Raw genomic sequence first — 25,481 nt, 5'->3', positions numbered from 1 at the left:
GAAGAGCAAAATGAAACTCGTAGGTCTGGTAGGTTGGCGCGGTATGGTGGGTTCGGTCCTGATGCAACGCATGCGGGAAGAGGGCGATTTCGCTCACATCGAGCCGGTGTTCTTCACCACGTCGAATGCGGGCGGTAATGCGCCGGCGATGGCCAAGAACGAAACCAAGCTGAAAAGCGCCACCGACATCGATGAACTGAAAAAGTGCGAGATCATCATCTCGTGCCAGGGCGGCGATTACACCACCGAAGTGTTCCCTCAACTGCGCGCCGCCGGCTGGAACGGCTACTGGATCGACGCCGCGTCGACCCTGCGCATGGAAAAAGATGCGGTCATCGTGCTGGACCCGGTGAATATGCACGTCATCAAGGACGCGCTGGGCAAGGGCGTGAAGAACTTCATCGGCGGTAACTGCACCGTGTCGTGCATGCTGATCGGCCTGGGCGGCCTGTTCCAGCACGGCCTGGTCGACTGGATGACCTCGATGACCTATCAGGCGGCTTCGGGCGGCGGCGCGCAGCACATGCGCGAATTGCTGACCCAGTTCGGCACCATCAACGGCGCGGTCAAGCCGCTGCTGGACGATCCTGCATCGGCCATCCTGGAAATCGACCGTCAGGTGCTGGCGACCCAGCATGGCCTGTCGGTTGACGAAACCAAGCAGTTCGGCGTGCCGCTGGCCGGCAACCTGATCCCCTGGATCGACAAGGATCTGGGCAATGGCCAGTCGAAGGAAGAGTGGAAAGCCGGCGCCGAGACCAACAAGATCCTCGGCCTGGGCGCGGACTTCGGTTCCAAAGCGATTCCGGTCGATGGCTTGTGCGTGCGCATCGGCGCCATGCGTTGCCACTCGCAGGCACTGACCATCAAACTGAAGAAGGATGTGCCGCTGGACGAAATCAGCGACATCATCGCCTCGGCCAACCAGTGGGCCAAAGTGGTGCCGAACACCCGTGAAGCATCGGTGAAAGACCTGTCGCCAGCCGCCGTGACCGGCAGCCTGACGATTCCGGTTGGCCGTCTGCGCAAGCTGGAAATGGGCCCGGACTACCTGTCGGCCTTCACCGTGGGCGACCAGCTGCTGTGGGGCGCGGCCGAACCGCTGCGCCGCATGCTGCGCATCGTGCTCGACCAGTAAGCTTTTAACGCGACAAGAGAAGGGGTTTTTCCTATGTGTTCTCATAGGAGAAACCCCTTTTTGTCGTTTAAACTTGCAGAGTCAAAAGCATGATGTTATGTTGACATATCTGGGAAAGTAACATTTTCCAACTGACAACCATAAAAAAACGCCCCACTATGCCAGTACAAAATCGCCCCCGCTTTGTTTCGTTTGCGTTGAAAACTCTCACCAGCGCAGTCGCCAGCGCGGTGCTGATGGCCGCTACGGCTAATGCGGCCGGGCTAGGCAAGCTGACGGTACTGTCGGCGCTGGGACAGCCACTGCGGGCGGAGATTGAACTGACCGCCGTCACGCCGGAAGAGGCGGGCGGGCTGGTCGCCAAGCTGGCGCCGCAGGATGCCTACCGCAGCGCGAATATCGATTTCAATCCGGCGCTGATGTCGCTGCGGTTTGATGTCGAGCAGCGCAACGGCAAGCAGATCATCAAGGTATCCTCCAGCCAGACCATCAACGAGCCGTTCGTCGACATGCTGCTGGAGCTGAGCTGGACCGGTGGCCGCATGGTGCGCGAATACACCTTCCTGCTCGATCCGCCAGATCTGCGCGCCACCCAGGCGCCGCATGTGACGGCGCCGGTGGATGTCAGCAACCGTACGGCCACGCCTGCCGCTGCGCCATCGACGGCGCAGCAAGCTGCGGCACAGCCGCCAGCGCCGGCGCGTCCGGCCAAGCCGGCTGCCGCGCCGAAAGCCGCCGCCAGCGAGTACACCGTCAAGCAGGGCGACAACCTGACCCGCATCGCCAACCAGGTCAAGCCGGTGGACGTGTCGCTGGACACCATGCTGGTGGCGCTGTACCGCGCCAATCCGGAAGCCTTCAGCGGCAAGAATATGAACCGCCTGAAATCGGGCCACATCCTGGCAGTGCCGGATGCCGAGCAGATCAACGCCGTCGGCGGCGAGGGCGAGGCGCGCAGCGTGGTGGTGGCGCATGCCGCTGACTTCAACGCCTATCGTGCCAAGCTGGCCGGCCAGGTGGCAGCCAGCACGGCCGCCAAGGAAGCCGATCCGACGCAGAATGTATCGGGCAAGATCACCGCCAAGGTCGAGGAAAAACCGAATGCGGCCAATACCGCCAAGGACAAGCTGACGCTGTCCAAGGCCACCACCGAGAAGCCACAGGCAGGCAAGACCGGCGTGGCGGCGGATGAGGACCGGATCGCCAGACAGAAGGAGGCGGATGATGCTGCCGCCCGCGTCAAGGAACTGGAAAAGAACGTCAACGAGCTGGATAAGCTGATGTCGGTGAAGCACAAGAGCGCGGCGGAAGTCAAAGCCTCGGCCGCCGCGTCTGCCCCAGCTCCTGCACCGGCCGAAGCCGAGCAGAAACCGAAGCGCACGCCGGTGCTGCCGCCGAAGAAGGCACCCGAGCCTAGCCTGTTCGAAACCATCATGGACAACCTGAACTACGTCGGCCTGGCTGCCGCCGCAGTGCTGCTGGGTGCGCTGGGTATTTCCGCCTCGCGCCGCCGCAAGAAGTTCGTGGTGCCAGCGGAAGAAGAATCGATCCTCGGCGAAACCGCCGTGCAGCCGGAAGCGCCACTGATCGCCGATGCCGGCGGCCAGAGCGTAGATACCAACAACAGCGTGTTCAATTCGAACTTCGCACCTTCGGCCAGCCAGCTGGACACCAATGAGGTGGATCCTGTGGCCGAAGCCGATGTCTATATCGCCTATGGCCGCGACGCCCAGGCGGAGGAAATCCTGAAAGAAGCGCTGCGCGTCCATCCCGAGCGCCACGCTGTGCGCCTGAAACTGCTGGAAATCTACCTGGCCCGCAAGGATGCACGGATGTTTGAAACCCAGGCGTCGGAACTGTATGCGCTGACCCGTGGCCAGGGCGACGAGTGGGAACAGGCTGCCGCCATGGGGAGTTCGCTGGAACCGAGCAACCCGCTGTACTCGGGCAGCAAGGATGATAGCTTCGCCGCTGCACCAGCCGCAGGTGCAGCGGCAGGCGTGGCGCTGGCCGCCACCGAAGCCGCGCCGGAATTCAGCAATGACTACGGCAACACCTTTGCCGCCGAGCCTGAATCGGCGCCAGCGCTGACGCCGGAAGACCTCGGCCTGACCCAGGACATCGCACCGGCCGACGCTTATTCCGCTGAAGCTGCCGATCTGGAAACCGCGCTGCCGCAAGCGGCCGATGCATCGATCTCGCCAGCCTCGATAGCCGCTGAACGCAGCAACCTGATGGATTTCGACCTCGGCGGCCTGGACTTTGAACCGACCGTACCGGCGCAAGCCGGCGATGCGCCAGCAGCGGCAACGCCAGTGGACGACATGAGCATGGACTTCGGTCTGGATCTGCCAGCCCCGGCGGCGGCCGCTGACGCTGAGCCTGCCGCCAGTACCGACGCGCTCGATCTGGACCTGGCCGGCTTCGACATTCCGGAAGTGCCAGCGTTCACCGAGCCGCCAACCGCACCGGCGCCGCTGGACTTCGACACCAGCCTCGACCTGCCAGCCGAAGCGGAAACCATCACTCCGGCTCCAGCCCCGGCAGCGCAGGAATTCGACCTGTCGAGCATTGATCTGGACCTGGGCAACTTTGCCGCTGACCCTGCCCAGGCCGCGACGCCGGCCAACAGCGAGCCTTTGTCGGCGCTGCACATGGAAATGGACACCAAGCTGGACCTGGCGGTCGCCTATCAGGAAATCGGTGACAAGGAAGGCGCGCGCGAGCTGCTGGACGAGGTGCTGCGCGGCGGTAGCGACGAGCAAGTTGCCAAGGCCAATGCCATGAAGGCTCAGCTGGGATAAAACCTCGCCGTTATATAATGGCTGACTCAGACATTTAGATTGGGCAGCAATTTTGAAACGGATCGCAATCGGGCTCCAGTATGACGGCCAGGCCTGGCACGGCTACCAGAAGCAGGAGCACGGCCTTACCGTGCAGGACAAACTGGAGCAGGCCATTCTGGAATTCGCCACGGTGCCGCTGGCGACCACCTGTGCCGGCCGCACCGACGCTGGGGTCCATGCCTCCGAGCAGGTGGTGCACTTTGATACCGAGCTGAACCGCTTGCCGCACGCCTGGGTGCGCGGCATCAACGCCTTCCTGCCGCCATCGATCGGCGTGCGCTGGGCCAAGGAGCTGGATGGCGATCCAAGTGTGGACAACTTCTTCCACGCGCGCTTCAGCGCGCAGGCGCGCACTTATCACTATGTGCTGTACAACAATCAGACGCGCTCGCCGCTGCTGAATGGCCGTGCCGGTTTTTATCATCATGCGCTGGATGTGGAGCGCATGCAGGAAGCAGTCAAGCCGCTGATCGGCATGCACGATTTCACCACTTTCCGGGCGGCGCATTGCCAGGCCAAGTCGCCGGTCAAGCTGATGCACGATATCCAGATCCGCCGCCAGGGCGACCTGATTATTTTCACGCTGAAAGCCAACGCCTTCCTGCACCATATGGTGCGCAACCTGGTGGGTTCGCTGGTCTACATTGGCCAGGGGCGCGAGGACATCAGCTGGATGGGCGAGCTGCTGACGGCGAAGAACCGCCAGGTGGCCGCGCCGACCTTCATGCCCGATGGCCTGTACCTGGCCAAGATCGACTACGATGAAAAATGGGCGCTGCCGCAGGAAGCCGGCAGCCAGTTGCCCTGGTTTTAAAGGATGACTATGCGCACCCGTATCAAGATCTGCGGCCTGACCCGCGAGGAAGATGTACAGGCTGTCGTAGCGGCCGGCGCGGATGCGATTGGCTTGGTGTTTTATCCGAAAAGTCCGCGTTATGTGACACCGGAGCGTGCCGCCGAACTGCTGCGCGCCGTGCCGCCGTTCATCACTACGGTGGGCCTGTTCGTCAACGCCACGCCGGAACAGGTGGCGCAGACAGTAGGCGTGGCGCCGCTGTCGTTAATACAATTGCATGGCGATGAAAGCGTGGCGGACGCCGCCGCCATCGGCGCAGCGGCAGGGCGACAGTTCATGAAGGTGTTCCGCGTCAAACCTGACACGCGCCCGGATGAACTGCTAGAATACGAGCAGGCAAACCGCGCTGCCAGTCCCTTGTTCACCAGTCTGTTGCTGGATACCTATGTGGACGCCTACGGTGGCGCAGGAAAGGGTTTTGATTGGTCTCTCATTCCAAAAGATCTCGCGCCTCGGGTCGTTTTAAGTGGTGGCTTGAGCGTACACAACGCGACTGACGCGGTGGCCGGTGTACGTCCCTACGCAGTGGACATCAGCTCTGGTGTCGAAGCGTCCAAGGGAATCAAGGATGCCCGCAAGATTGCCGACTTTGTTGCGGCGGTGCGGGCCGGAGATGCCATTTTAGAAAGCCAAACCCATCATGAAACCCCTGTTTCACGCCCAGGATTATGAACTTCCCGACGCCAAAGGTCACTTTGGCCCCTACGGCGGCAGTTTTGTCGCCGAAACACTGACCTACGCGCTGGCCGAACTCAACGAGGCCTATGCGAAGTACAGCAAAGACCCTGAATTCCTCGAAGAGTTCCGCTACGAGCTGAAGCACTTCGTCGGCCGTCCATCGCCGATTTATCACGCCAAGCGCTGGTCCGAGCTGGCCGGCGGCGCGCAGATTTACTTCAAGCGCGAAGACCTGAACCACACCGGCGCACACAAGATCAACAACGTCATCGGCCAGGCATTGCTGGCCAAGCGCATGGGCAAGCCGCGCATCATCGCCGAGACTGGCGCTGGCCAGCACGGCGTGGCTACCGCGACTATCTGCGCGCGTTTCGGCCTGGAGTGCGTGGTGTACATGGGCAGCGAGGATGTCAAGCGCCAGGCGCAGAACGTCTACCGCATGAAGTTGCTGGGCGCGACCGTGGTGCCGGTGGAGTCTGGCTCCAAGACCTTGAAGGACGCATTGAACGAAGCGATGCGCGACTGGGTCACTAATATTGAGAACACCTTCTACATCATCGGCACCGTGGCCGGTCCGCATCCGTATCCGATGCTGGTGCGCGACTTCCAGTCGGTGATCGGCGAGGAATGCCTGGTGCAGATGCCTGAAATGACTGGCCGCCAGCCGGACTATGTGGTGGCCTGCATCGGTGGCGGTTCCAACGCGATGGGTATTTTCTATCCGTATATTGACCAGAAGGCCGTCAAGCTGATCGGTGTGGAAGCGGCCGGCGAAGGACTGGACGGCGATAAGCATGCGGCCTCGCTGACCAAGGGCTATCCGGGCGTGTTGCATGGCAACCGCACTTATCTGCTGCAGGATGAGAATGGCCAGATCATCGAGACGCATTCGGTGTCGGCGGGGCTGGATTATCCGGGCGTCGGGCCGGAGCATGCTTATTTGAAGGATAGCGGCCGCGCTGAGTACGTATCGATTACCGATGAGGAGGCGTTGAAGGCCTTCCACGATAGCTGCCATATCGAAGGCATCATTCCGGCGCTGGAGTCGTCGCATGCTTTGGCCTACGCGGCCAAGCTGGCTGCCACGCTGCCGAAAGACAAAATTGTACTGGCCAACCTGTCGGGCCGTGGTGACAAGGACATGCATACGGTCGCAGAGCGTATGGGTCTGAACTTCAACTAAGGAAACCGACAATGTCCAAAATTGCAGCAACCTTCAGCGCTTTGAAAGCGCAACACAAGACCGCGCTCGTTACTTTCATCACCGCCGGCGATCCGGGGCGTGAATCGACCGTGCCGCTGATGCATGCCCTGGTGGCCGGCGGCGCCGACATCATCGAGCTGGGCGTGCCGTTTTCCGATCCGATGGCTGAAGGCCCGGTGATTCAGCGCGCTTGCGAGCGCGCGCTGGCCAATGGCGTTGGCATCAAGGATGTGTTTGGCTACGTGGCCGAGTTTCGCAAGACCAACCAGACCACGCCGGTGGTGCTGATGGGCTATGCCAATCCGATCGAGCGCATCGGCGCCAAGGCCTTCATCGAGCAATCGGTGGCCGTGGGCGCGGATGGCGCGATTGTGGTCGACTATCCGCCGGAAGAGTGCGAAGAGTTTGCCGCCGCCATGCGCGCGGCCGAGCTGGACCTGATCTTCCTGCTGGCGCCGACTTCGACCGAGCAGCGCATCGAGCAGGTGGCCAAGGTTGGCGGCGGCTTTAGCTACTACGTCTCGCTGAAAGGCGTGACGGGCGCTGGCAATATTGATGTGGCGGACGTGGCCAAGCGCCTGCAAGCCATCCGCAAGCATGTCAAACTGCCGGTAGGCGTTGGCTTCGGCATCCGCGACGGCGCCACCGCGCGCGCTGTGGCCGAGGTGGCCGACGCCGTCGTCATCGGCAGCCGCATCATCCAGGAAATCGAAACCGCCGGCAAAGACGGCGCAGTCGCCGCCGTGCAAGCCTTCACCACCTCCATCCGCACCGCCCTCGACGCCTGACGTCCATCAAATCCCGACTGCTCACCTTGATACATAGTTAAGTACTCGCTATGTTGAAAGGGAGCGGTCGTGCGCTTCACCTGGGATGCCCGCAAAGCTAAAGTCAATCTACGCAGCATGGCGTCAGTTTTGATGAGGCATCCACGGTCTTTGATGACCCAGATGGCGTGTTGAGGTTTGACTTTCATCATTCGGCTGTCGAAGACCGATATTTTCAGCTTGGTGTTAGCGACAAGGCGCGCTTGCAAAGTGATGAAATTCATTATCTGAAAGAAGGGTGATATGAACGAGTCTGAATGGGGGCCAAATCCTTACTTTGAACGCCTGAGTAAAGAGATAACTTTTCGTCTGGATTGTAGGTCCTTGAAATATTTCGAGAAGATGGCCGAGCCTTACGGGATTTCGGCCGAAAATATGATATCGCGGTATCTTAGGCACATGGCGGGATCTGGTTATAAAGCCAATCTTGGCATTCTTACTCTGAAAAAACGTGAAGCCTTGAGGAAATCGCTGGAAGCGGAGGGGAAGCTCCCTCTGGAGGGGTAGTGGATTTCCTCTAAAGTTCGACAGGGGGGCGAGAAACGGCTACACTTCGGGCCACGAGTTAGCTGCAAGGAGAATTTATGAGTTGGTTGGAAAAACTGCTGCCCCCACGTATCCAGCGTTCCGACGCCGGCGCCCGCAAGACCATGCCGGAAGGCCTGTGGGTCAAATGCCCGTCGTGCGAAGCCGTGCTGTACCGCACCGACCTGGAGTCGAATCTGCATGTTTGCCCGAAATGCGACCACCATATGCGCATCCGCGCCCGCGAACGCCTCGACAGCCTGTTCGACGCCGGCGGCCGCTACGAAATCGGCATGGACACGCTGCCAGTCGATACGCTGAAGTTTAAAGACAGCAAGAAATACCCAGACCGTCTCAAGCAAGCGATGGAAGCCACCGGCGAAACCGATGCGCTGATCGTTATGGGCGGCTCCATCATGAGCCTGCCGGCCGTGGTGGCGTGCTTTGAATTCGAATTCATGGGCGGCTCGATGGGGTCCGTGGTCGGCGAGCGCTTCGTGCGCGGCGCCCAGGTTGCGCTGGAACAAAAAGTGCCGTTCATTTGCATCACCGCCACCGGCGGCGCGCGTATGCAAGAAGGCCTGCTGTCGCTGATGCAGATGGCCAAGACCACCGCCATGCTGACCAAGTTGTCGGATAAGAAACTGCCATTCATCAGCGTGCTGACCGATCCGACCATGGGCGGCGTGTCTGCTTCGTTCGCCTTCATGGGTGACGTGGTGATCGCTGAACCGAAAGCGCTGATCGGCTTTGCCGGCCCGCGCGTGATCGAGAATACCGTCCGCGAAAAACTGCCGGAAGGCTTCCAGCGCGCCGAGTTCCTGGTGCAGAAGGGCGCAGTCGACATGATTGTTGACCGCCGCAAGATGCGCGAAGAAATCGCCCGCCTGCTGGCACTGTTGCAAAATCAGCCAGTGGAAGTGCTGGCCTAAGATCGGGCTACCGCTACACGCGACGGCGCGCAATCGGATATCATCCGGCCTGCGCGCCGTTTTCATTTCAGAAGTCATCCATGTCGAACCTCCCAACTACTTTGCCCGCCTGGCTTGCGCTGCTTGAATCGCGCCACGCCGAAACTGTCATCAACATGGGCCTGGACCGCGTTCTCGCCGTCAAGGAACGTTTGCAGCTGAGTTTCAGCTGCCCGGTCATCATGGTGGCCGGCACCAACGGCAAAGGGTCGACCTGCGCCATGCTGGAATCGATTCTGATGCGCGCCGGCTACAAGGTCGGCCTGTACATCAAGCCGCACTTCCTCGACTTTAACGAACGCGCCCGCGTCAACGGCGACATGGCTAGCGACGAGACGCTGGTGCAAGCCTTCAACGAGGTCGAAGCGGCGCGCGGCGATACCGCGTTGACGTATTTTGAATTCACCACCCTGGCCATCATGAAACTGCTGTCGCAAGCCAGCATGGACGTGGTGATCCTGGAAGTGGGCCTGGGCGGCCGCCTGGACGCGGTCAACATCGTTGACGCCGACGTCTCCATCGTCACCAGCGTCGATATCGACCATACCGATTACCTGGGCGACACCCGCGAGAAGATCGGCTTTGAGAAGGCCGGTATCTTCCGTCCGGGCAAAACCGCGATCTGCTCCGATCCGGTGCCGCCGCAGGCGCTGATCGACCACGCCGAAGCCATCGGCGCTGACCTGTGGCTGATGGGCCGCGATTTCAATTACTCCGGCGACAAGCAGCAGTGGAGCTACGGCGGCCGCAGCCAGCGCCGCAATTCGCTGGCCTATCCAAGCCTGCGCGGCGCCAACCAGATCCTCAACGCCTGCGCCGCGCTGGCCGCGCTGGAGGCGCTGAAACTGGAATTGCCGATCGGTGCGCAGGAAGTGCGCACCGGCCTGGTGACGGTGGAATTGCCGGGCCGTTTCCAGGTGCTGCCGGGCCGCCCGACCATCATCCTCGACGTGGCGCACAATCCGCACGCCGCCGCCGCGCTGAACCAGAACCTCGGCAATATGGGCTTCCACCGCTACACCTACGCGGTGTTCGGTTCGATGCATGACAAGGATATCGACGGCGTGATCGCCGCCATGGCCGAGCACGTCGATCACTGGTGCCTGGCGACACTGCCGTCGCCGCGCTCGGCCAGCGCCTCGGAACTGGCAGCCAAGGTGCAGCTGGTGCAGCCGGAGCGCGACGAGCGCAGCATCAACGTGTTCGATGATCCCGCTGCCGCGTACGCAAATGCCATCAGCCGGGCCGGTGAGGATGATAGAATTGTGGTCTTTGGATCTTTCCTGACCGTCGCCGGTGTCATGGCGGCGCGAAAATCCTCACTCCACTGAACGCACAGGACTGAAATCACGCATGGGCTTGTTCTCGAAATCCGGTAAAAACAAGCAAGACGCTGGTCAAGACAGCGGCTATTACACCAGCGCAGATGACCAGGCGATGTCGGAGCGCGCCCGCTCCAAGCGCGCCTCGTCGGCTGACGGTCCCAAGCGCCGCACGCGCGACCGCGAAGATGATGATCCGGTGTTGCCGGAAAAGAAACGCGCGCGCCGCCGCCTGGTTGGCGCCATCATGCTGGCGCTGGGCGTCGCCGTTGGTTTACCGATGCTGCTCGACTCCGAGCCGAAGCCGCTATCGTCCGACATCGAAATCAAGATTCCAGCCAAGGACAAACCGCTGGCTGACGCTGCACCTGCGCCTTCCTCCGCCGCAACGGTCGCCGCCAACGCCGCGCTGGACAGCCGCGAAGAGATCGTCGAAGACGTGAAGCCGTCCGCCAAGCCATCGCCATCGCCATCGCCCGCTGCCGCCGCACCGGTGGTGGCAGCCATCGACACCACCAAGGCTGACCTCAAGGCCGAAGCCAAGGCGGAAGCGGATGCCAAAGCCAGGGCGGACGCCAAGGCCGAGCGCGAGCAAAAAGCCCGCCTCGAAGCCGAACACAAGCAGGAACAGGAACGCAAGCTGGCCGAGGCCAAAGCCGAAGCCAGGCTGAAAGCCGAAAAGCAGGAAGCCGAGCGCAAACTGGCTGAAGCCAAGGCCAAGGCCGCTGAAAAGCCGGCTGAAGCGAAGCCAGCCGCCAAGAATGAAGATGCGCGCGCGCTGGCCATCCTGGAGGGCAAGCCTGCTGCCGCCCCATCGGCCGAGAAATTCGTGCTGCAGGTGGCCGCGCTGAGCGACCAGGCCAAGGTCGACGAACTGCGCACCAGGCTGAAAGGCGCCGGCATCAGCACCTTCACGCAGAAAACCGCGTCCGGCATTACCCGCGTGCGCGTCGGCCCGTTCAGCAGCAAGGAAGAGGCGGAGAAGGTCAAGGCCAAGTTGAGCAGCATCGGCCTGGACGGCCGCCTGGAAACTGTCTGACGTGACGGTTTTTGACTACCTGGTGATCTTTGTCATGGTCACCTCGGTCATTATCGGACTGGTGCGCGGACTGGTGAAGGAAGTGCTGTCGGTGCTGAGCTGGATCATCGCCTTCGTGGCCGCCAACGCCTACGCCGCGCCGCTGGCGCAGATGCTGCCGGAGGCCGTGCCGGGCGAGGTGCTGCGGCTGATCGTCGCCTTTATCGCGCTGTTCATTGGCGCGCGGATTTTAATGGGCCTGTTGTCGCTGGCGCTGGACGCCTTGCTGGATGCGGGCGGCCTGAGCTTCATCGACCGTGTGCTGGGCGCCGTGTTCGGCGTCGCACGCGGGCTTGTAATTGTGCTGGCAGCCGTCATCTTGAGTGGGATGACCTCGCTGCCGCAACAGGATTTGTGGAAGCAGGCGATGTTGAGCCCTTATGCCGAGCAAGGCGTACGCATGGTCAAACCGTTGCTTCCTGCTGCAATGGCGCAGCATGTGAATTTTTGAATTCTTTAAATCTGTAGTACCTGTCCAGGAGCATCATCATGTGTGGCATTGTCGGCGTCGTTTCCCATCAACCTGTCAACCAAATGCTGTATGACGCCTTGTTGCTGTTGCAACATCGCGGCCAGGATGCGGCGGGTATCGCGACCAATCACAGCAGCATGTTCGCCATGCACAAGGCCAACGGCCTGGTACGCGACGTGTTCCGTACCCGTAATATGCGTACGCTGCAAGGCAACTCCGGTATCGGCCACTGCCGCTACCCAACCGCCGGCTCGTCGAGCGAAGAAGAAGCGCAGCCGTTCTACGTCAATGCGCCGTTCGGCATCACGCTGGCGCACAACGGCAACCTGACCAACTGGGAACAGCTCAAGAAAGAGATGTTCGAGAACGACCGCCGCCACATCAACACCGACTCCGATTCGGAAGTGCTGCTGAACGTGCTGGCGCACGAAATTGAAAAAGCCACGGTCGGCATCTCAATCGACGCCAATACCATCTTCAACGCGGTTACCGTGCTGCATCGCCGTGTACGCGGCGGCTACGCTGCCGTGGCGCAGATTGCCGGTGTCGGCCTGCTGGCTTTCCGCGATCCGTTCGGCATTCGCCCGCTGTGCCTGGGTATCAATGAAAGCGCCGATGGCGTCGAATACCTGATCGCTTCGGAATCGGTGGCGCTGGAAGGCATGGGCTTCCGCTTCGTGCGCGACATCGCGCCGGGCGAAGCAGTGTTCATCGACAACGACAAGCAACTGCACGCGCGCCAGTGCGCCGACAATCCATCGCTGAATCCATGCGTGTTTGAATTCGTCTACCTGGCACGTCCGGACTCGGTGATCGACGGCGCTTCGGTGTACGCTACCCGTCTGAAAATGGGCGAGTATCTGGCCGAGAAGATCAAGCGCGAACTGAAGGACATGAAGATCGACGTGGTGATGCCGATTCCGGATTCGTCGCGCCCGGCGGCAATCCAGCTGGCGCTGGCGCTGAACGTTGAGTACCGCGAAGGCTTCATCAAGAACCGCTACATCGGCCGTACCTTCATCATGCCTGGCCAGGCCGCGCGCAAGAAATCGGTGCGCCAGAAACTGAATGCGATCCCTGACGAGTTCAAGGGCAAAGTGGTGCTGCTGGTGGATGACTCCATCGTGCGCGGCACCACCAGCCGCGAAATCGTGCAGATGGCGCGCGATTCCGGCGCCACCAAGGTGATCTTCGCCTCGGCCGCGCCACCGGTGATCTACCCGAACGTGTACGGCATCGACATGCCAACCCGCGACGAGCTGATCGCCCACGGCCGCACGGTGGAAGAAGTGTGCCGCGAGATCACCGCCGATGCGCTGGTGTACCAGGATATCGACGCGCTGAAACGCGCCATCTCCGACGTCAATCCGGCGCTGCAGAACTTTGAGGCTTCTTGCTTCGACGGCGTGTATGTCACCGGCGACGTGACCCGCGAGTACCTCGATAAGCTGGAGTACGAGCGTCATCACCCGACCAAGGCTGCTGCGCCGGAAGACGCTGGCCGTTCGCAGCTGAACCTGAACCTGGCCGCTACCGAAGCGTAACCATGAGCGAAAAAAAGCACTACGGTTTCACCACCACCATCCTGCACGGCGACCGCCAGAAGGCCATTGAGCACGGCTCGCTGCACAAGCCTATCCACACTTCGGTAGCGTTCGGCTATGCCGATGCGCGCCAGCTGGCGTCGGTATTCCAGGGCAAGGAGCCGGGCTTCCGCTATGGCCGCCAGGGCAATCCGACCATTTCGGCGCTGGAAGAGAAGGTCAACAAGATGGAGCAGGGCGTCGGCACGATCTGCTTCGCCACCGGCATGGGCGCGATTGGCGCCGTGGTGCAGGCGCTGCTGCGCACCGGCGACCATGTGGTGTCGTCGTCCTTCCTGTTCGGTAACACCAATAGTCTGTGGCAGACCGCCATGAGCCAGGGTGTCGGCGTGTCCTTCGTGGACGCCACCGATGTCGCCAACGTCGAGGCGGCGATCACCGACAGCACCCGTGTGGTGTTTGTCGAAACCATCGCCAATCCGCGCACGCAAGTGGCGGACTTGAAGCGTATTGGCGAACTGTGCAAGGCGCGCGGCATTCTGTATGTGGTGGACAACACCATGACCACGCCGTATCTGTTCCAGCCGAAGTCGGTGCACGCCGGTCTGGTGGTGAACGCGCTGACCAAGTCGATCGGCGGCCACGGCAATGCGCTGGGCGGCAGCATCACCGATACCGGCGCTTACGACTGGAAGCAGTTCCCGAACATCTACGAGAACTACAAAAAAGCTGCGCCGCTGCAATGGGGGCTGGCGCAGATCCGCGCCAAGGCGCTGCGCGATTTCGGCTCCTCGCTGGCGCCGGACGCCGCGCACCATATCGCGGTCGGTGCCGAAACGCTGGCGCTGCGGATGCAGCGCACCACCGCCAATGCACTGGCGCTGGCCGAGCTGCTGGAGAAGGATGAGCGGGTAGCCGCAGTCTACTATCCGGGACTGAAGTCGCACCCGCAGCATCACATCAGCGCCGAGCTGTTCCGCGCCCACGGCTCGTTGCTGAGCTTTGAGCTGAAGGACGGTCTGGACTGCTTCGATTTCCTCAACCGCCTGAAGCTGGCGATCCCGGCATCGAATCTGGGCGACAACCGCACGCTAATCATTCCTGTGGCACACACCATCTTCTTCGAGATGGGCGCCGAGCGCCGCGCTTCGATGGGCATCGCTGAATCGCTGATACGCGTTTCGGTCGGCATCGAAGACACCGACGACCTGCTCGACGATTTCTGCACCGCGCTGGAAGGCTGCTGATACGTAACTGCTAAGCAACAGTCCAAACGCCGTTATTGTGACACCTTGTTTTTTTATATAGACTCAAGGTTTCAACATTGTTACGGGAGTGCGTGATGAAATCAGCTTTTGTACTGTTGGCCCTGCTCAGCGGTAGCGTGATGGCTGACGATCTGTCTGACGCCAATAAATTGCTGGAGGCGCGTGAGTATGCGCGCGCGCTGCCAATTTTTACCAAGCTGGCAGAAGCAGGCAATCCGACGGCGCAATACCATCTGGGTGAAATGTACTGGTATGGCGAAGGCGTTCCTGCCGATAGCGCCAAAGGTGACGCCTGGTTCCGCAAAGCCGATCAGGCGGGCTATCCTGCAGCCAAGACTGCTTTAGGACTGACCCCCCAACGCGCCGCGCGCCGCGCCGAAATTGACGGCTATGCGTTGCGTTACGACGGCGCGGATGTCGCGCTGGCGAAGTTCAAATGCGACACGCCCGAAATCCCCGAGTTTTCCCGAACCGCCAAGGAAATCAAGGAGGTCAGCGAGGGAATAGACGCTTGGCTTGCCTGCTATCAGGGTTTTCAGAAAAATCTGGAAGCCCAGCTGCCGGTGGGGAAAGCCATTCCTGATGATCTGACCAACCTTATGACCGATGCTGAAATCAGTCAGGTTCATACGCGTATGAATACGGCTTACGCGGCAATCAACGCTGCTGGAAAATCGCAAGCCACGCAGGTGCTGTCAGCACGTACGGCGTGGCATGAGAAAACGACTGATTATGTTCAGAACGCCGCCGCGCGCAGCAAAGGGCTGGTGGATGAACGCGAGCGCACATCGCAGCTTGCCATTCAGTCGCGCCCGTTACCGATTGTTAAAAAATAGCGGTTAAGGCGGTTGGCTTCTAATGCCAGGTGCGCATCAGGCCGACCGCCAGGCCTTCCAGGGCGAAGTCGTCTTCGCCAGGGCTGACGGTGATGACCTTGAAGTCGGGATTTTCCGGCAGCAGTTCCACCGTCGAGCCGGTCTTGCGGTAGCGCTTGACCGTGACTTCGTTGCCGATGCGGGCGACCACGATCTGGCCGTTCTTGGCGCTATCGACTTTCTTTACGGCCAGCAGGTCGCCGTCCATGATGCCGACGTCGCGCATCGATTCCCCGCGTACTTTCAGCAGGTAGTCCGGCTTGGCGGAGAACATCGCCGGGTCGACGCTATAGCTGGTTTCCAGGTTTTCCTGGGCCAGGATGGGCGAGCCGGCGGCCACGCGGCCGATCAGCGGCAGCGACATCATCAGCGCGCCCGGCACTTTCGGCGTGGCCGGTTCGGCGTGCGCGCCCAGCAGGCGAATGCCGCGCGAGGTGCCGGCGGCGATTTCAATCGCGCCCTTGCGCGCCAGCGCCTGCAAGTGTTCCTCGGCCGCGTTGGCGGACTTGAAGCCCAGTTCATTGGCGATCTCGGCGCGCGTCGGCGGGAAGCCGGTATTTTCGATGGCGTCCTTGATCAGATTCAGGATTTGTTCCTGGCGTGCAGTGAGCTTAAGCATGTGTTCGGTAGCCTGTGGATATAGACAGTCTGTATTTTTGTACAGTGCGCAGCGAAAAGCAAGGGAATTTGTTGCCTTGGACGAAATAATTTCATTTGGCCCAAGATATAAGGACGGTTTGCGATGGCGCCGCCATGCCAGCGGCAATACGGCGCTGGCGTTCTTGCCAGAAAGCTGATATAGTCGCGGGCTTACCTCTTCCCACACCTGTCTTGACGCCAGGGTGGGCTATTCATCAAGTCCTTAAGGGAGTTATACATGCGTCACTACGAAATCGTATTTATCGTCCACCCGGACCAGAGCGAGCAAGTGCCCGCCATGATCGAGCGTTACAAAACCACCGTAACGACCCGCGGCGGCAACGTTCACCGTGTTGAGGACTGGGGCCGCCGTCAAATGGCTTACCCAATCCAGAAACTGGCGAAAGCACACTACATCTGCCTGAACATCGAAGCAGATAACGAAACCCTGGTTGAGCTGGAAACCGCATTCAAATTCAATGATGCCGTTCTGCGTCACCTGACCGTCAAGCTGAAGAAAGCGGAAACCGCTCCTTCGCCAATGATGAAGTCGGTACAACGCGAAGATGCAGCGAAATCGCATCGCACCGAAGCTCCAGCCGCTGCTGCTCCAGCCGCTGCTTAATTGTTCTGAGAAGGAACCGCGCTGAACCAGCTCCAGTTCATCGCCCTCATCGCCGAACGGGATGCAATTCGTTACACCCCGGCCGGCATGCCGATCGTGAATGCTGTACTCCAGCACCGGTCGCAGCAGATGGAGGCGGGCATTGCCCGGTTGACCGAGTTTGAAGTGTCCGCAGTTGCTGCGGGCGAGATTTCAGGCCGGTTCAGCCAGACGCCGCTGGCAGGCATGTACCAGTTCTCCGGTTTTCTCAACAAAAAAAGCCGCAATAGCAAAAGCCTGGTGTTTCACATCATTGATTTTAGTGCTGTCGCAGACAGCTCAATTTAAATACAGGAGCCTAAAATGGCATTCGGTAAAAAGTTCGACAAAAACAAGCTCAAGCTGAAAGAAAAGCGCAAGCAACAAAACCCACTGTTCAAGCGCAAGAAGTTCTGCCGCTTCACCGCCGCTGGCGTTGAGCAAGTAGACTACAAAGACGTAGACACCCTGAAAGACTTCGTCCAGGAAAACGGCAAAATCATGCCAGCACGTCTGACCGGCACCAAAGCGCACTACCAGCGCCAAGTTGACACCGCCATCAAGCGCGCTCGCTATCTGGCCCTGCTGCCGTACACCGATCTGCACAACGCTTAATCGCGGCAGAGTAACTGGAGAAGAACTATGCAAATCATTCTGTTGGAAAAAGTTGTCAATCTGGGCAACCTGGGTGAAGTCGTTAAAGTTAAAGACGGCTACGCACGTAACTTCCTGATCCCGCAAAAAATGGCCCGTCGTGCAACCACGTCGGCTATCGCGGAATTCGAAGCCAAGCGCGCTGAACTGGAAAAAGCTGCTGCCGCCAAACTGGCTGCTGCCCAAGCCCAAGGCGAAAAACTGAACGGCATGACCGTGACCGTTTCGCAAAAAGCTGGCGTTGACGGCCGTCTGTTCGGCTCGGTAACCAACTTCGACATCGCTGAAGCCCTGACCAAAGCAGGTTTCGCTGTTGAAAAAGCTGCTGTGCGCCTGCCTACCGGTCCTCTGAAGACCACTGGCGAGTTCCCAGTCAGCGTTGCTCTGCACACCGATGTGATCGCAGAAGTGACCGTTGCTGTTGTAGGCGAAGCCGCCTAAGACTAGACCGGGCGGCAACGCCTGTCTGGTATGCAACACCCTTGAAAAAGCCGGGCTAAGCCCCGGCTTTTTTCTCGTCATAATTTTGTAATACTGCACAAGCAGGTATAATTCGTCGCCATGAACGCCCCCTCCGATCCGCAAGTCGAGTCGCTTCGCGTCCCGCCGCATTCCATCGAAGCAGAACAGTCCGTCATCGGCGGCCTGCTGCGCGATAACGCCGCGTTCGACCGTATTGCGGACATGATGCAGCCGGATGACTTCTACCGCTACGATCACCGCATCATCTTCGAGCAAATCGTCAAGATGATCAATGCCTCCAAGCCGGCCGACGTGATCACCGTGTTCGAGAACCTGACCCAGCTGGGCAAGGCCGACGACGTGGGCGGGCTGACCTACCTGAACGCGATGGCGCAGAACACGCCGTCCGCCGCGAATATCCGCCGCTACGCCGAGATCGTGCGCGACCGCTCGGTGCTGCGCCAGCTGATCACCGTGGCCGACGACATTTCCGGCCAGGCATTCAGCCCGCAGGGCAAGGAAACCAAGGAAATCCTCGACGAGGCCGAGTCGCGCATCTTCGCGATTGCCGAGCAGGGCGCGCGCGGCGCCGCTGGCTGGCTGGCGGTGCAACCGCTGCTGACCCAGGTGGTGGAGCGCATCGACGAGCTGTATTCGCGCGAAAACCAGTCGGAAATCACCGGCGTGCCGACCGGCTTTATCGACCTTGACCGCATGACTTCGGGGCTGCAGGGCGGCGACCTGGTCATCGTGGCCGGCCGTCCGTCGATGGGTAAAACCGCTTTTTCGGTCAACATCGGCGAAAACGTCGCCATCGAGGCTGGTTTGCCGGTGGCGATCTTCTCGATGGAGATGGGCGGCGCACAGCTGGCGATGCGTATGCTGGGTTCGGTTGGCCAGCTCGACCAGCACCGCCTGCGTACCGGCCGCCTGAATGACGAGGATTGGCCGCGCCTGACGCACGCCATCCAGAAGATGAACGACGCCCAGGTCTTCATCGATGAAACCCCGGCGCTGAATCCGATCGAGATGCGCGCCCGCGCACGCCGCCTGGCGCGCCAGTGCGGCAAGCTCGGCCTGATCATCGTCGACTACCTGCAGCTGATGCAGGGTTCCAAAGCCGGTGACAACCGCGCTTCCGAGATTTCGGAAATTTCGCGTTCGCTGAAAGGCCTGGCCAAAGAGCTGGGCTGCCCGGTGATCGCGCTGTCGCAGCTGAACCGCTCGCTGGAACAACGCCCCAATAAACGTCCGGTCATGTCCGACTTGCGCGAATCCGGCGCTATCGAGCAGGATGCCGACGTCATCATCTTCCTGTATCGCGACGAGGTGTACAACGCCGACTCGCCGGACAAGGGAACCGCTGAAATCATCATCGGTAAACAGCGTAACGGTCCAATTGGCGCAGTGCGCCTGACCTGGATCGGCGCCTACACCAAGTTTGGCAATTACTCTGGTAGTTTGGGCGTTTACCAGGGCGACTAATCTTTACGCCGGACTGGCACGACTGGTCTGGCGATCTGCAGTAGTAATAAAACGGAGAAAAATATGTTTGGACGTTTGATGCCCACCGAGGGCAAATTCTTTGACCTGTTTAATCAGCACGCTGAGCTGTGTGTCAAAGGCGCTAAAGAGATGGTGGGCCTGATGTCGAATTTCGATGACCTGGAAAATCGCGTGCACGCGATTGAAAGCATCGAGAAACAAGCCGACAAGATCACCTACCAGACCGTCGACCTGCTGCACAAAACCTTCATCACGCCGATCGACCGCGACGACATCCACAAGCTGATCACCCGCCAGGACGACATCCTCGACCTGCTGGAAGATGCGGCCCAGACCGTGTCGCTGTACGACCTGCACTCGGTGACCCCGGAAGCCAAGCGCCTGGCCGAGCTGGTGCTGGCCTGCGCCGAAAAGGTCAGGGAAGCCGTGGCACTGCTGCACAATATGGATAATTCGCGCCAGATCGTCGCCATCTGCGAAGAGATCGACCGCCTGGAATCGGACGCCGACCATGTGATGCGCGCCGCCATGTCCAAGCTGTTCCGCGACGAACCGGATGTGCGCAACCTGATCAAGATGAAAGCCATCTACGAAATCCTGGAAACTGTGACCGACCGTTGCGAAGATGTGGCCAACATCATCGAAGGCATCATCGTCGAAAACGCCTGATTACAGAAGACTGACCTCTCATGCAAACCCTACAAATCAGTATCTATGTCTTGGCAGGCCTGATCGCCCTGGCGCTGATATTTGACTTCATGAACGGCTTCCATGACGCCGCCAACGCGATCGCCACCGTGGTGTCGACCGGCGTGCTGAAGCCGCAAACCGCCGTCGCCATGGCGGCCGTGTTCAATTTTGTCGCCATCTTTGTATTCCACCAGCTGACGGTGGCTGCCACCGTGGGCAAGGGCACTATCGACCCTGGGGTGGTGGACCAGTATGTGATCTTTGGCGCGCTGGTCGGCGCCATCGTCTGGAACGTCTTCACCTGGTACTACGGCATTCCATCGTCGTCGTCGCACGCGCTGATCGGCGGCCTGGTGGGCGCGGCCGTCGCCAAGAGCGGCACCGGCGCGCTGATCTCGGCCGGCCTGATCAAGACCGTGCTGTTCATCGTGCTGTCGCCGCTGCTGGGCTTTGTGTTCGGCTCGATCATGATGCTGCTGGTGTCGTGGGTCTTCGTCCGTTCGACGCCGCGCCGGGTGGATAAATGGTTCCGCCGCCTGCAGCTGTTCTCGGCTGCTTCGTACAGCCTGGGCCACGGCGGCAATGACGCGCAAAAAACCATCGGCATCATCTGGATGCTGCTGATCGCCGCCGGCTATTCGAGCGCCGGCGAAGCCGAGCCGCCGCTGTGGGTGATCGTTTCCTGCTACACGGCGATTTCCTTCGGCACGCTGTTTGGCGGCTGGCGCATTGTCAAGACCATGGGCCAGAAGATCACCAAGCTGAAACCGGTGGGCGGCTTCTGCGCAGAAACCGGTGGCGCGATCACGCTGTTCACCGCGACCGCGCTGGGCGTGCCGGTATCGACCACGCACACCATCACCGGCGCCATCGTCGGCGTAGGCTCGGCGCAGAAGATGTCGGCAGTGCGCTGGGGGGTGGCCGGCAACATCGTCTGGGCCTGGATCTTCACGATTCCCGCCTCGGCCTTCGTCGCCGCGATCGCCTGGTGGGTCGGCCACCACATCATGTAAGCAACAACTAAGGAAGGGGGCCTCGGCTCCCTTTTTTTATCGGGCAGAAGAATGTTTATCGGTTTTGCAGAATTGCAGCAGATGGCGCTACGATCCGCCGATGTGACCATGCCTTGCACCTGTCATGGCGCGGCCTTGTGGGCGTGGCAGCCTTTGCCGTACACGCTGGAGCTGGATCAGTTCGACGAACTGGGCAGCTTGGTCGAGGACCCCTATGCGATACCATCGGTGGCGGAATACCATCCGAACGGCACGCGCTACGATAGCGATGACGCGCCGATCGCGCCACGCTATTTTCCCTGCAATCTGAGCCAGGTGGTGCGCTGCGTGAAATGCGGGCGCCACTATCTGCGCTATAACGAGGCGGGCGGCTACTTCAGCGAACTGCGCATGCGCGCATTGCGCCCACAGCTACTGGTTGACGCTGCACTATAATGGCCGGATGAGCACCGCAGAGCTTCAACTTCAACAGGAAGACCCATCGGCGCCGGACTCGCGGCAGCTGATGGAGGAACTATCGACCGCGCTGGAAGCGATCACCGGCGACAGTGGCAGGGCCTCGTTCGATGTGGAAGATGTGCGCGGGCCGATGGCGTGTTTCGTGGTCGCCCGCGACAGCCTCGGTGTGGCCGTGGGCTGCGGCGCCTTCCGGCCATTGGAACCGGGCGTGGCGGAAATCAAGCGCATGTATGCGCGCCACGGCACCGCTGGCGTCGGCAGCGCGGTGCTGCGGTTTCTGGAAGCCGAAGCGGCGCTGCTCGGCTATCAGGCAGTGTGGCTGGAAACCCGGCTGGTGAACCGCCGCGCGGTGGATTTCTACGCGGCGCGCGGCTATGCGCGCATCGCCAATTACGGCAAATACATCGGCAATCCGCTGGCCGTGTGTTTCGAGAAACAGCTGTAAGTATGGTCTTACAAGTCGTCGCGCCTGACTCCGCTTACGGACGTGCCGGGCGGCTGGCACAATACTGGCCATGAAAATCATAGATCAACGTTATCTGGATAGCGGCAACCGCTATTCCACCCAACCCTGTTTGCTCAGCATTCTGGAGCTGGATCCACTGGAAGCCGACACCGTCGCCCAGGCGCAGGAGCGCTTGTATGCCGTGCTGCCTGGCCTGAGCCGCCTGCGTGGCCTGGTTGGCAAGCGTGCTGACGCCGAGGCCGTGCCGCCGCTGGTGGAACTGGTGCAGCAGACCGCGATTGAATTGCGCCGTCTGGCGCTGAATGAAGTGACGGTCGGCTTTGTCGGCGTGGTGCCGCGCATGCAAGGGCGTTACCGCCTGGTGTTGCCGTATAGCGCGCAAGGCGCGGTGGCGCCGGCGCTGGCGATGGCCACGCAGCTGGTCAACGCCATGCTGGCTGGCCGCTCGTTTAACCTGAAAGCCGCGCTGGTGCGCTTGCGCGCCTTGGCCGACCGCCGCAGCAAGCCGCGCAAATTGATGCAAACCGCGCGCACCATGCTGATGTCGGTGATACCGAAAAAGTCCTTCTGCCTGCCGCGCATGGCCGCGCTGGGCCGTCTTTAAGCCAGCTCGACTTCCAGCCCTTCGTAGGCCAGGAACACCTGCAAATCCCCCAGCAGCAGCGCATGGCGCGCCATCACCTCGGCAAATACCGCTTCCAGTTCGTCGTCGCTGCGGGTAGGCTCGTGGTGGGTGCAGTACAGCGCCTTGGCGCCGGTACGTAGCGCCAGCGCGAAAGCAGAGTCAAACGTCCCATGGCCCCAGCCCTGCTTGGCCGGATATTCCTCACGCGTATAAGAACAATCGACAATCAGCGCATCGACGCCGCGTACGGCTGCGTCGATGGCGGCATTGCGCTCAGCCATCCATTGCGCGTAGCTGGCGTGCTCGGGATGACCGACTGGATGGATGTTGTAATGCGGCTCATGGTCGCCGGTGAAGAACAGCGAGCGGCCGTTGCATTCGACCCGGTAGCCCAGATCGGTCACCGGATGATTCATCACCACATTGCCGACAGTGGCGTCGCCGACCGCTATCGGCTGGTCCACTTCCAGCGTGCGGTATTCGATGGTCGCATCCATCTGCGTTTCGCTGACCGGAAAATAGCTGTTCTGCAGCTGCACACCCATCACATGCTCGATGCCATTGCCGGTGGCCGGATCGGTGACGCCGTGCAGTCGCACGCGGCTGTCGCGGATGAACAGCGGCGTGAAGAAGGGCAGGCCATGGATGTGGTCCCAGTGGCTGTGGGTAATGAAAATATTCGCGTGGATAGGCCGGGCTTTGTTCTGGATCAGCGACTGCGCCAGCGAAAACAGCCCGGTGCCGCCGTCAATGATAATCAGGGTGTCGTTGTCAGTGCGTACTTCGATACAGGTGGTATTGCCGCCATAACGCGCAGTGCGCGGGCCGGGGGAGGGGATGGACCCTCGGACGCCCCAAAATTTGAATTTCATACGCAAATCCCTGGTGTGCTTTTTTATTATGTTGTATTGCCGCATTGCCTGCGCCCGATGATAGCTTTTTTTTCCCGCTATAGGGAAAAAAGCCGCTGTGTAGCCACGGCCCATCAATTTCCCGATGTACAACAGCTTGCACTAAAGCTAAACTTATGAAACTACGTCCGCCTGCGTAGAGCGGCGTCGCTGCGGTTTGTCTAAAAAGGTATCTAGAAAACAACCATGCAAGAGTTGAATCAAACGCAAATCGCCGAAAGGCTGCACCAGCTGACCGAACTGAGCGTCCAGCTGGGCAGTAGTCACGATACCGACCTGCTGCTGGAGCGTATCCTGATGGTCGCCAAGGGCATGACGCAGGCGGATGGCGGCACCCTGTATCGCCCCAGCGATGACCAGCGGCAGCTAAATTTCCATATACTCATCAATGACACGCTCAAGGCCCACCAGGGCGGCTCCAGCGGCGAGCCGGTGACGGCGGGCAGCGTGCCGCTGTACAACGCCGATGGCGAGAAGAATCTGTCGGCGGTGGCGGCCTATGCTGCGCATTTCGGCCTGTCGGTGAATATCGAGGATGTGTATCAGGCGCATGAGTTCAATTTCTCCGGCATGGTCAAGTTCGATCAGCTGCGCAACTACCATTCAAAATCCTTCCTGACGGTGCCGATGAGCGATCACGAGGGCGAACTGGTGGGCGTGTTGCAACTGATTAACGCCAAAGATCCTGTCACCGGTGAAATCCGCGCCTTCAGCCGTACCGACCAGCGTTTTATTGAAGCGCTGGCGGCGCAGGCAGCGGTGACCTTGACCCATCAGCGGCTGATTGCGCAACTGGAAGAGCTGCTGGAATCGCTGGTCAACCTGATTAATATCGGCATCGACGAGAAATCGCCCTACACCGGCCGCCACTGCCAGTTTGTGCCTGAGCTGACCATGATGCTGGCCGAGGCAGTACATAACGTCGACAGCGGCCCGCTGGCCGATTTCCGCATGACTGACGGCGACCGCAAGGAGTTGTGGCTGGCCGGCCTGCTGCACGACTGTGGCAAGATCACCACGCCGGTGCATGTGGTCGACAAGGCCACCAAGCTGGAAACTATTTTCGACCGGATCGCGCTGATCGACACCCGCTTCGAGGTACTGCTGCGCGACGCGGAAATCGCCGCGCTGAAGCGCAAGCTGGCGCCCGGCGCCGACTTCGCGGCGATTGACGCCGAACTGGCGCAGCAGCAAGCGTCGCTGCGCGAGGAGCGCGACTTTATCCGCGTGGCGAATATTGGCGGTGAGGGCATGCAGCCGGAGAGCCAGGAACGCGTGCGCCAGATAGGCCGACACCGCTGGATAGGGCCGGATGGCGCCGGGCAGGACTTCTTTGACGCCGACGAGCTGCTCAATCTGACCATCCGCTTCGGTACGCTGACTGAATCGGAGCGCCAGCAGATTAACAACCACATCTCGATGACCATCAGGATGCTGGAGGCCTTGCCGTGGCCTAAGCACCTGAAGAACGTGCCGGAATATGCCGGCGGCCACCACGAGCGCATGGACGGCAAAGGCTATCCGCGCGGTCTGACCAAGGAACAGATGTCGGTGCAGGCGCGGATGATGGCGATTGCCGACATTTTCGAGGCGCTGACCGCCAAGGACCGTCCCTACAAGAAGGGCAAGATGCTGTCCGAATCGCTGCGCATCCTCGGCAACTTCTCGCTCAACGGCCATATCGACCCGGACCTGTTCGACATCTTCATCCGCAACAAGATCTACCTGGAGTTCGCCCGCAAAAACATGGACGAGAAGCAGATCGATGCGATCGACGAGTCCCTGATCCCTGGCTACAAGCCATAAGGC

General features: G+C 60.6%; 27 protein-coding genes. 25 read left to right on the top strand and 2 right to left on the bottom strand.

Features of this window, described 5'->3' with window-relative positions:
• Positions 1 to 10 precede the first annotated feature (10 nt).
• The 14 genes from asd (at position 11) to KW842_RS08125 (ending at position 15,565) form a co-directional block, all read left to right on the top strand.
• Positions 11 to 1,138 carry an aspartate-semialdehyde dehydrogenase gene (gene asd, locus KW842_RS08195; RefSeq protein WP_218303582.1) on the top strand — a complete coding sequence of 376 codons (1,128 nt, stop codon included), beginning with the start codon at positions 11 to 13 and terminating at the stop codon, positions 1,136 to 1,138.
• A gap of 197 nt (positions 1,139 to 1,335) precedes the next feature.
• Complete coding sequence (locus KW842_RS08190) at positions 1,336 to 3,942, top strand: FimV/HubP family polar landmark protein (protein ID WP_304514950.1); 2,607 nt, start codon at positions 1,336 to 1,338, stop codon at positions 3,940 to 3,942.
• Positions 3,943 to 3,994: 52 nt separating this feature from the next.
• A complete protein-coding gene (truA, locus tag KW842_RS08185; RefSeq protein WP_218303580.1) occupies positions 3,995 to 4,798 on the top strand; it encodes a tRNA pseudouridine(38-40) synthase TruA in 804 nt (267 codons plus the stop codon).
• Positions 4,799 to 4,801: 3 nt separating this feature from the next.
• Positions 4,802 to 5,512 carry a phosphoribosylanthranilate isomerase gene (locus tag KW842_RS08180; RefSeq protein ID WP_218303579.1) on the top strand — a complete coding sequence of 237 codons (711 nt, stop codon included), beginning with the start codon at positions 4,802 to 4,804 and terminating at the stop codon, positions 5,510 to 5,512.
• Positions 5,481 to 6,701 carry a tryptophan synthase subunit beta gene (trpB, locus tag KW842_RS08175; protein WP_218303578.1) on the top strand — a complete coding sequence of 407 codons (1,221 nt, stop codon included), beginning with the start codon at positions 5,481 to 5,483 and terminating at the stop codon, positions 6,699 to 6,701. Before KW842_RS08180 ends, trpB begins: the two co-directional genes overlap by 32 nt.
• 11 nt (positions 6,702 to 6,712) lie before the next feature.
• Positions 6,713 to 7,510: a tryptophan synthase subunit alpha gene (gene trpA, locus KW842_RS08170; RefSeq protein WP_218303577.1), complete on the top strand. Its 798-nt coding sequence runs from the start codon at positions 6,713 to 6,715 to the stop codon at positions 7,508 to 7,510.
• A gap of 282 nt (positions 7,511 to 7,792) precedes the next feature.
• The gene (locus tag KW842_RS08160; protein WP_218303576.1) at positions 7,793 to 8,056 is read left to right on the top strand and encodes a hypothetical protein; all 264 of its coding nucleotides are present in this window, start codon (positions 7,793 to 7,795) and stop codon (positions 8,054 to 8,056) included.
• Between the two features lie 77 nt (positions 8,057 to 8,133).
• On the top strand, positions 8,134 to 9,006 hold the full coding sequence (accD, locus tag KW842_RS08155; RefSeq protein ID WP_072781064.1) for an acetyl-CoA carboxylase, carboxyltransferase subunit beta: 873 nt from the start codon (positions 8,134 to 8,136) through the stop codon (positions 9,004 to 9,006).
• An 80-nt stretch (positions 9,007 to 9,086) separates the two neighbouring features.
• Entirely contained in the window at positions 9,087 to 10,376 is a 1,290-nt protein-coding gene (gene folC, locus KW842_RS08150; RefSeq protein ID WP_218303575.1) for a bifunctional tetrahydrofolate synthase/dihydrofolate synthase, read from the top strand.
• 22 nt (positions 10,377 to 10,398) lie between these two features.
• Positions 10,399 to 11,406, top strand: coding sequence for an SPOR domain-containing protein (locus tag KW842_RS08145; protein ID WP_218303574.1), 1,008 nt, complete (start codon positions 10,399 to 10,401; stop codon positions 11,404 to 11,406).
• A 1-nt stretch (position 11,407) separates the two neighbouring features.
• Positions 11,408 to 11,896, top strand: coding sequence for a CvpA family protein (locus KW842_RS08140; protein WP_218303573.1), 489 nt, complete (start codon positions 11,408 to 11,410; stop codon positions 11,894 to 11,896).
• Between the two features lie 38 nt (positions 11,897 to 11,934).
• Entirely contained in the window at positions 11,935 to 13,461 is a 1,527-nt protein-coding gene (purF, locus tag KW842_RS08135) for an amidophosphoribosyltransferase (RefSeq protein WP_218303572.1), read from the top strand.
• Between the two features lie 2 nt (positions 13,462 to 13,463).
• Complete coding sequence (locus KW842_RS08130) at positions 13,464 to 14,708, top strand: cystathionine gamma-synthase family protein (RefSeq protein WP_218303571.1); 1,245 nt, start codon at positions 13,464 to 13,466, stop codon at positions 14,706 to 14,708.
• 95 nt (positions 14,709 to 14,803) lie between these two features.
• Positions 14,804 to 15,565: a tetratricopeptide repeat protein gene (locus KW842_RS08125; RefSeq protein ID WP_218303570.1), complete on the top strand. Its 762-nt coding sequence runs from the start codon at positions 14,804 to 14,806 to the stop codon at positions 15,563 to 15,565.
• 19 nt (positions 15,566 to 15,584) lie between these two features.
• Here KW842_RS08125 and lexA read toward each other — a convergent pair whose 3' ends face one another.
• Positions 15,585 to 16,223 carry a transcriptional repressor LexA gene (gene lexA, locus KW842_RS08120; RefSeq protein WP_218303569.1) on the bottom strand — a complete coding sequence of 213 codons (639 nt, stop codon included), beginning with the start codon at positions 16,221 to 16,223 and terminating at the stop codon, positions 15,585 to 15,587.
• Positions 16,224 to 16,481: 258 nt separating this feature from the next.
• On the opposite strand from lexA, the gene rpsF reads away from it, so the two are divergent.
• From rpsF to KW842_RS08070, 10 genes are all read left to right on the top strand, one after another.
• Entirely contained in the window at positions 16,482 to 16,868 is a 387-nt protein-coding gene (rpsF, locus tag KW842_RS08115; RefSeq protein ID WP_090176189.1) for a 30S ribosomal protein S6, read from the top strand.
• Positions 16,869 to 16,889: 21 nt separating this feature from the next.
• Positions 16,890 to 17,195: a primosomal replication protein N gene (priB, locus tag KW842_RS08110; protein WP_218303761.1), complete on the top strand. Its 306-nt coding sequence runs from the start codon at positions 16,890 to 16,892 to the stop codon at positions 17,193 to 17,195.
• 15 nt (positions 17,196 to 17,210) lie between these two features.
• Positions 17,211 to 17,501 carry a 30S ribosomal protein S18 gene (gene rpsR, locus KW842_RS08105; protein ID WP_090176193.1) on the top strand — a complete coding sequence of 97 codons (291 nt, stop codon included), beginning with the start codon at positions 17,211 to 17,213 and terminating at the stop codon, positions 17,499 to 17,501.
• A gap of 27 nt (positions 17,502 to 17,528) precedes the next feature.
• Positions 17,529 to 17,981, top strand: coding sequence for a 50S ribosomal protein L9 (gene rplI / locus KW842_RS08100; protein ID WP_090176195.1), 453 nt, complete (start codon positions 17,529 to 17,531; stop codon positions 17,979 to 17,981).
• A gap of 120 nt (positions 17,982 to 18,101) precedes the next feature.
• Complete coding sequence (locus KW842_RS08095; protein ID WP_218303568.1) at positions 18,102 to 19,487, top strand: replicative DNA helicase; 1,386 nt, start codon at positions 18,102 to 18,104, stop codon at positions 19,485 to 19,487.
• A gap of 63 nt (positions 19,488 to 19,550) precedes the next feature.
• Entirely contained in the window at positions 19,551 to 20,177 is a 627-nt protein-coding gene (locus tag KW842_RS08090) for a DUF47 domain-containing protein (protein ID WP_218303567.1), read from the top strand.
• A gap of 20 nt (positions 20,178 to 20,197) precedes the next feature.
• Entirely contained in the window at positions 20,198 to 21,211 is a 1,014-nt protein-coding gene (locus tag KW842_RS08085; RefSeq protein ID WP_218303566.1) for an inorganic phosphate transporter, read from the top strand.
• A gap of 51 nt (positions 21,212 to 21,262) precedes the next feature.
• Positions 21,263 to 21,646, top strand: coding sequence for a hypothetical protein (locus KW842_RS08080; RefSeq protein WP_218303565.1), 384 nt, complete (start codon positions 21,263 to 21,265; stop codon positions 21,644 to 21,646).
• 7 nt (positions 21,647 to 21,653) lie between these two features.
• Positions 21,654 to 22,115 carry a GNAT family N-acetyltransferase gene (locus tag KW842_RS08075; RefSeq protein ID WP_218303564.1) on the top strand — a complete coding sequence of 154 codons (462 nt, stop codon included), beginning with the start codon at positions 21,654 to 21,656 and terminating at the stop codon, positions 22,113 to 22,115.
• 70 nt (positions 22,116 to 22,185) lie between these two features.
• Positions 22,186 to 22,740, top strand: coding sequence for a hypothetical protein (locus KW842_RS08070; RefSeq protein WP_218303563.1), 555 nt, complete (start codon positions 22,186 to 22,188; stop codon positions 22,738 to 22,740).
• Here the strand turns inward: KW842_RS08070 and KW842_RS08065 are convergent.
• Complete coding sequence (locus KW842_RS08065) at positions 22,737 to 23,633, bottom strand: MBL fold metallo-hydrolase (protein ID WP_218303562.1); 897 nt, start codon at positions 23,631 to 23,633, stop codon at positions 22,737 to 22,739. The genes KW842_RS08070 and KW842_RS08065 overlap by 4 nt on opposite strands.
• A gap of 225 nt (positions 23,634 to 23,858) precedes the next feature.
• Here KW842_RS08065 and KW842_RS08060 point away from each other — a divergent pair, with 225 nt between their 5' ends.
• Complete coding sequence (locus tag KW842_RS08060; protein WP_218303561.1) at positions 23,859 to 25,478, top strand: HD family phosphohydrolase; 1,620 nt, start codon at positions 23,859 to 23,861, stop codon at positions 25,476 to 25,478.
• Positions 25,479 to 25,481: the final 3 nt, after the last annotated feature.

This window comes from Duganella sp. sic0402 (assembly GCF_019219065.1).
Classification (GTDB): Bacteria; Pseudomonadota; Gammaproteobacteria; order Burkholderiales; family Burkholderiaceae_D; genus Rugamonas.
This window is presented reverse-complemented; position numbering and strand designations above follow the sequence as displayed.

Bases quoted from the DNA above. Each gene is read 5' to 3' on its own strand.
- asd (WP_218303582.1), top strand. From the start codon at position 11: ATGAAACTCGTAGGTCTGGTAGGTTGGCGCGGTATGGTGGGTTCGGTC.
- KW842_RS08180 (WP_218303579.1), top strand. From the start codon at position 4,802: ATGACTATGCGCACCCGTATCAAGATCTGCGGCCTGACCCGCGAGGAA.
- trpB (WP_218303578.1), top strand. From the start codon at position 5,481: ATGAAACCCCTGTTTCACGCCCAGGATTATGAACTTCCCGACGCCAAA.
- trpA (WP_218303577.1), top strand. From the start codon at position 6,713: ATGTCCAAAATTGCAGCAACCTTCAGCGCTTTGAAAGCGCAACACAAG.
- KW842_RS08160 (WP_218303576.1), top strand. From the start codon at position 7,793: ATGAACGAGTCTGAATGGGGGCCAAATCCTTACTTTGAACGCCTGAGT.
- accD (WP_072781064.1), top strand. From the start codon at position 8,134: ATGAGTTGGTTGGAAAAACTGCTGCCCCCACGTATCCAGCGTTCCGAC.
- folC (WP_218303575.1), top strand. From the start codon at position 9,087: ATGTCGAACCTCCCAACTACTTTGCCCGCCTGGCTTGCGCTGCTTGAA.
- KW842_RS08145 (WP_218303574.1), top strand. From the start codon at position 10,399: ATGGGCTTGTTCTCGAAATCCGGTAAAAACAAGCAAGACGCTGGTCAA.
- purF (WP_218303572.1), top strand. From the start codon at position 11,935: ATGTGTGGCATTGTCGGCGTCGTTTCCCATCAACCTGTCAACCAAATG.
- KW842_RS08130 (WP_218303571.1), top strand. From the start codon at position 13,464: ATGAGCGAAAAAAAGCACTACGGTTTCACCACCACCATCCTGCACGGC.
- KW842_RS08125 (WP_218303570.1), top strand. From the start codon at position 14,804: ATGAAATCAGCTTTTGTACTGTTGGCCCTGCTCAGCGGTAGCGTGATG.
- lexA (WP_218303569.1), bottom strand. From the start codon at position 16,223: ATGCTTAAGCTCACTGCACGCCAGGAACAAATCCTGAATCTGATCAAG.
- rpsF (WP_090176189.1), top strand. From the start codon at position 16,482: ATGCGTCACTACGAAATCGTATTTATCGTCCACCCGGACCAGAGCGAG.
- rpsR (WP_090176193.1), top strand. From the start codon at position 17,211: ATGGCATTCGGTAAAAAGTTCGACAAAAACAAGCTCAAGCTGAAAGAA.
- rplI (WP_090176195.1), top strand. From the start codon at position 17,529: ATGCAAATCATTCTGTTGGAAAAAGTTGTCAATCTGGGCAACCTGGGT.
- KW842_RS08095 (WP_218303568.1), top strand. From the start codon at position 18,102: ATGAACGCCCCCTCCGATCCGCAAGTCGAGTCGCTTCGCGTCCCGCCG.
- KW842_RS08090 (WP_218303567.1), top strand. From the start codon at position 19,551: ATGTTTGGACGTTTGATGCCCACCGAGGGCAAATTCTTTGACCTGTTT.
- KW842_RS08085 (WP_218303566.1), top strand. From the start codon at position 20,198: ATGCAAACCCTACAAATCAGTATCTATGTCTTGGCAGGCCTGATCGCC.
- KW842_RS08080 (WP_218303565.1), top strand. From the start codon at position 21,263: ATGTTTATCGGTTTTGCAGAATTGCAGCAGATGGCGCTACGATCCGCC.
- KW842_RS08075 (WP_218303564.1), top strand. From the start codon at position 21,654: ATGAGCACCGCAGAGCTTCAACTTCAACAGGAAGACCCATCGGCGCCG.
- KW842_RS08070 (WP_218303563.1), top strand. From the start codon at position 22,186: ATGAAAATCATAGATCAACGTTATCTGGATAGCGGCAACCGCTATTCC.
- KW842_RS08065 (WP_218303562.1), bottom strand. From the start codon at position 23,633: ATGAAATTCAAATTTTGGGGCGTCCGAGGGTCCATCCCCTCCCCCGGC.
- KW842_RS08060 (WP_218303561.1), top strand. From the start codon at position 23,859: ATGCAAGAGTTGAATCAAACGCAAATCGCCGAAAGGCTGCACCAGCTG.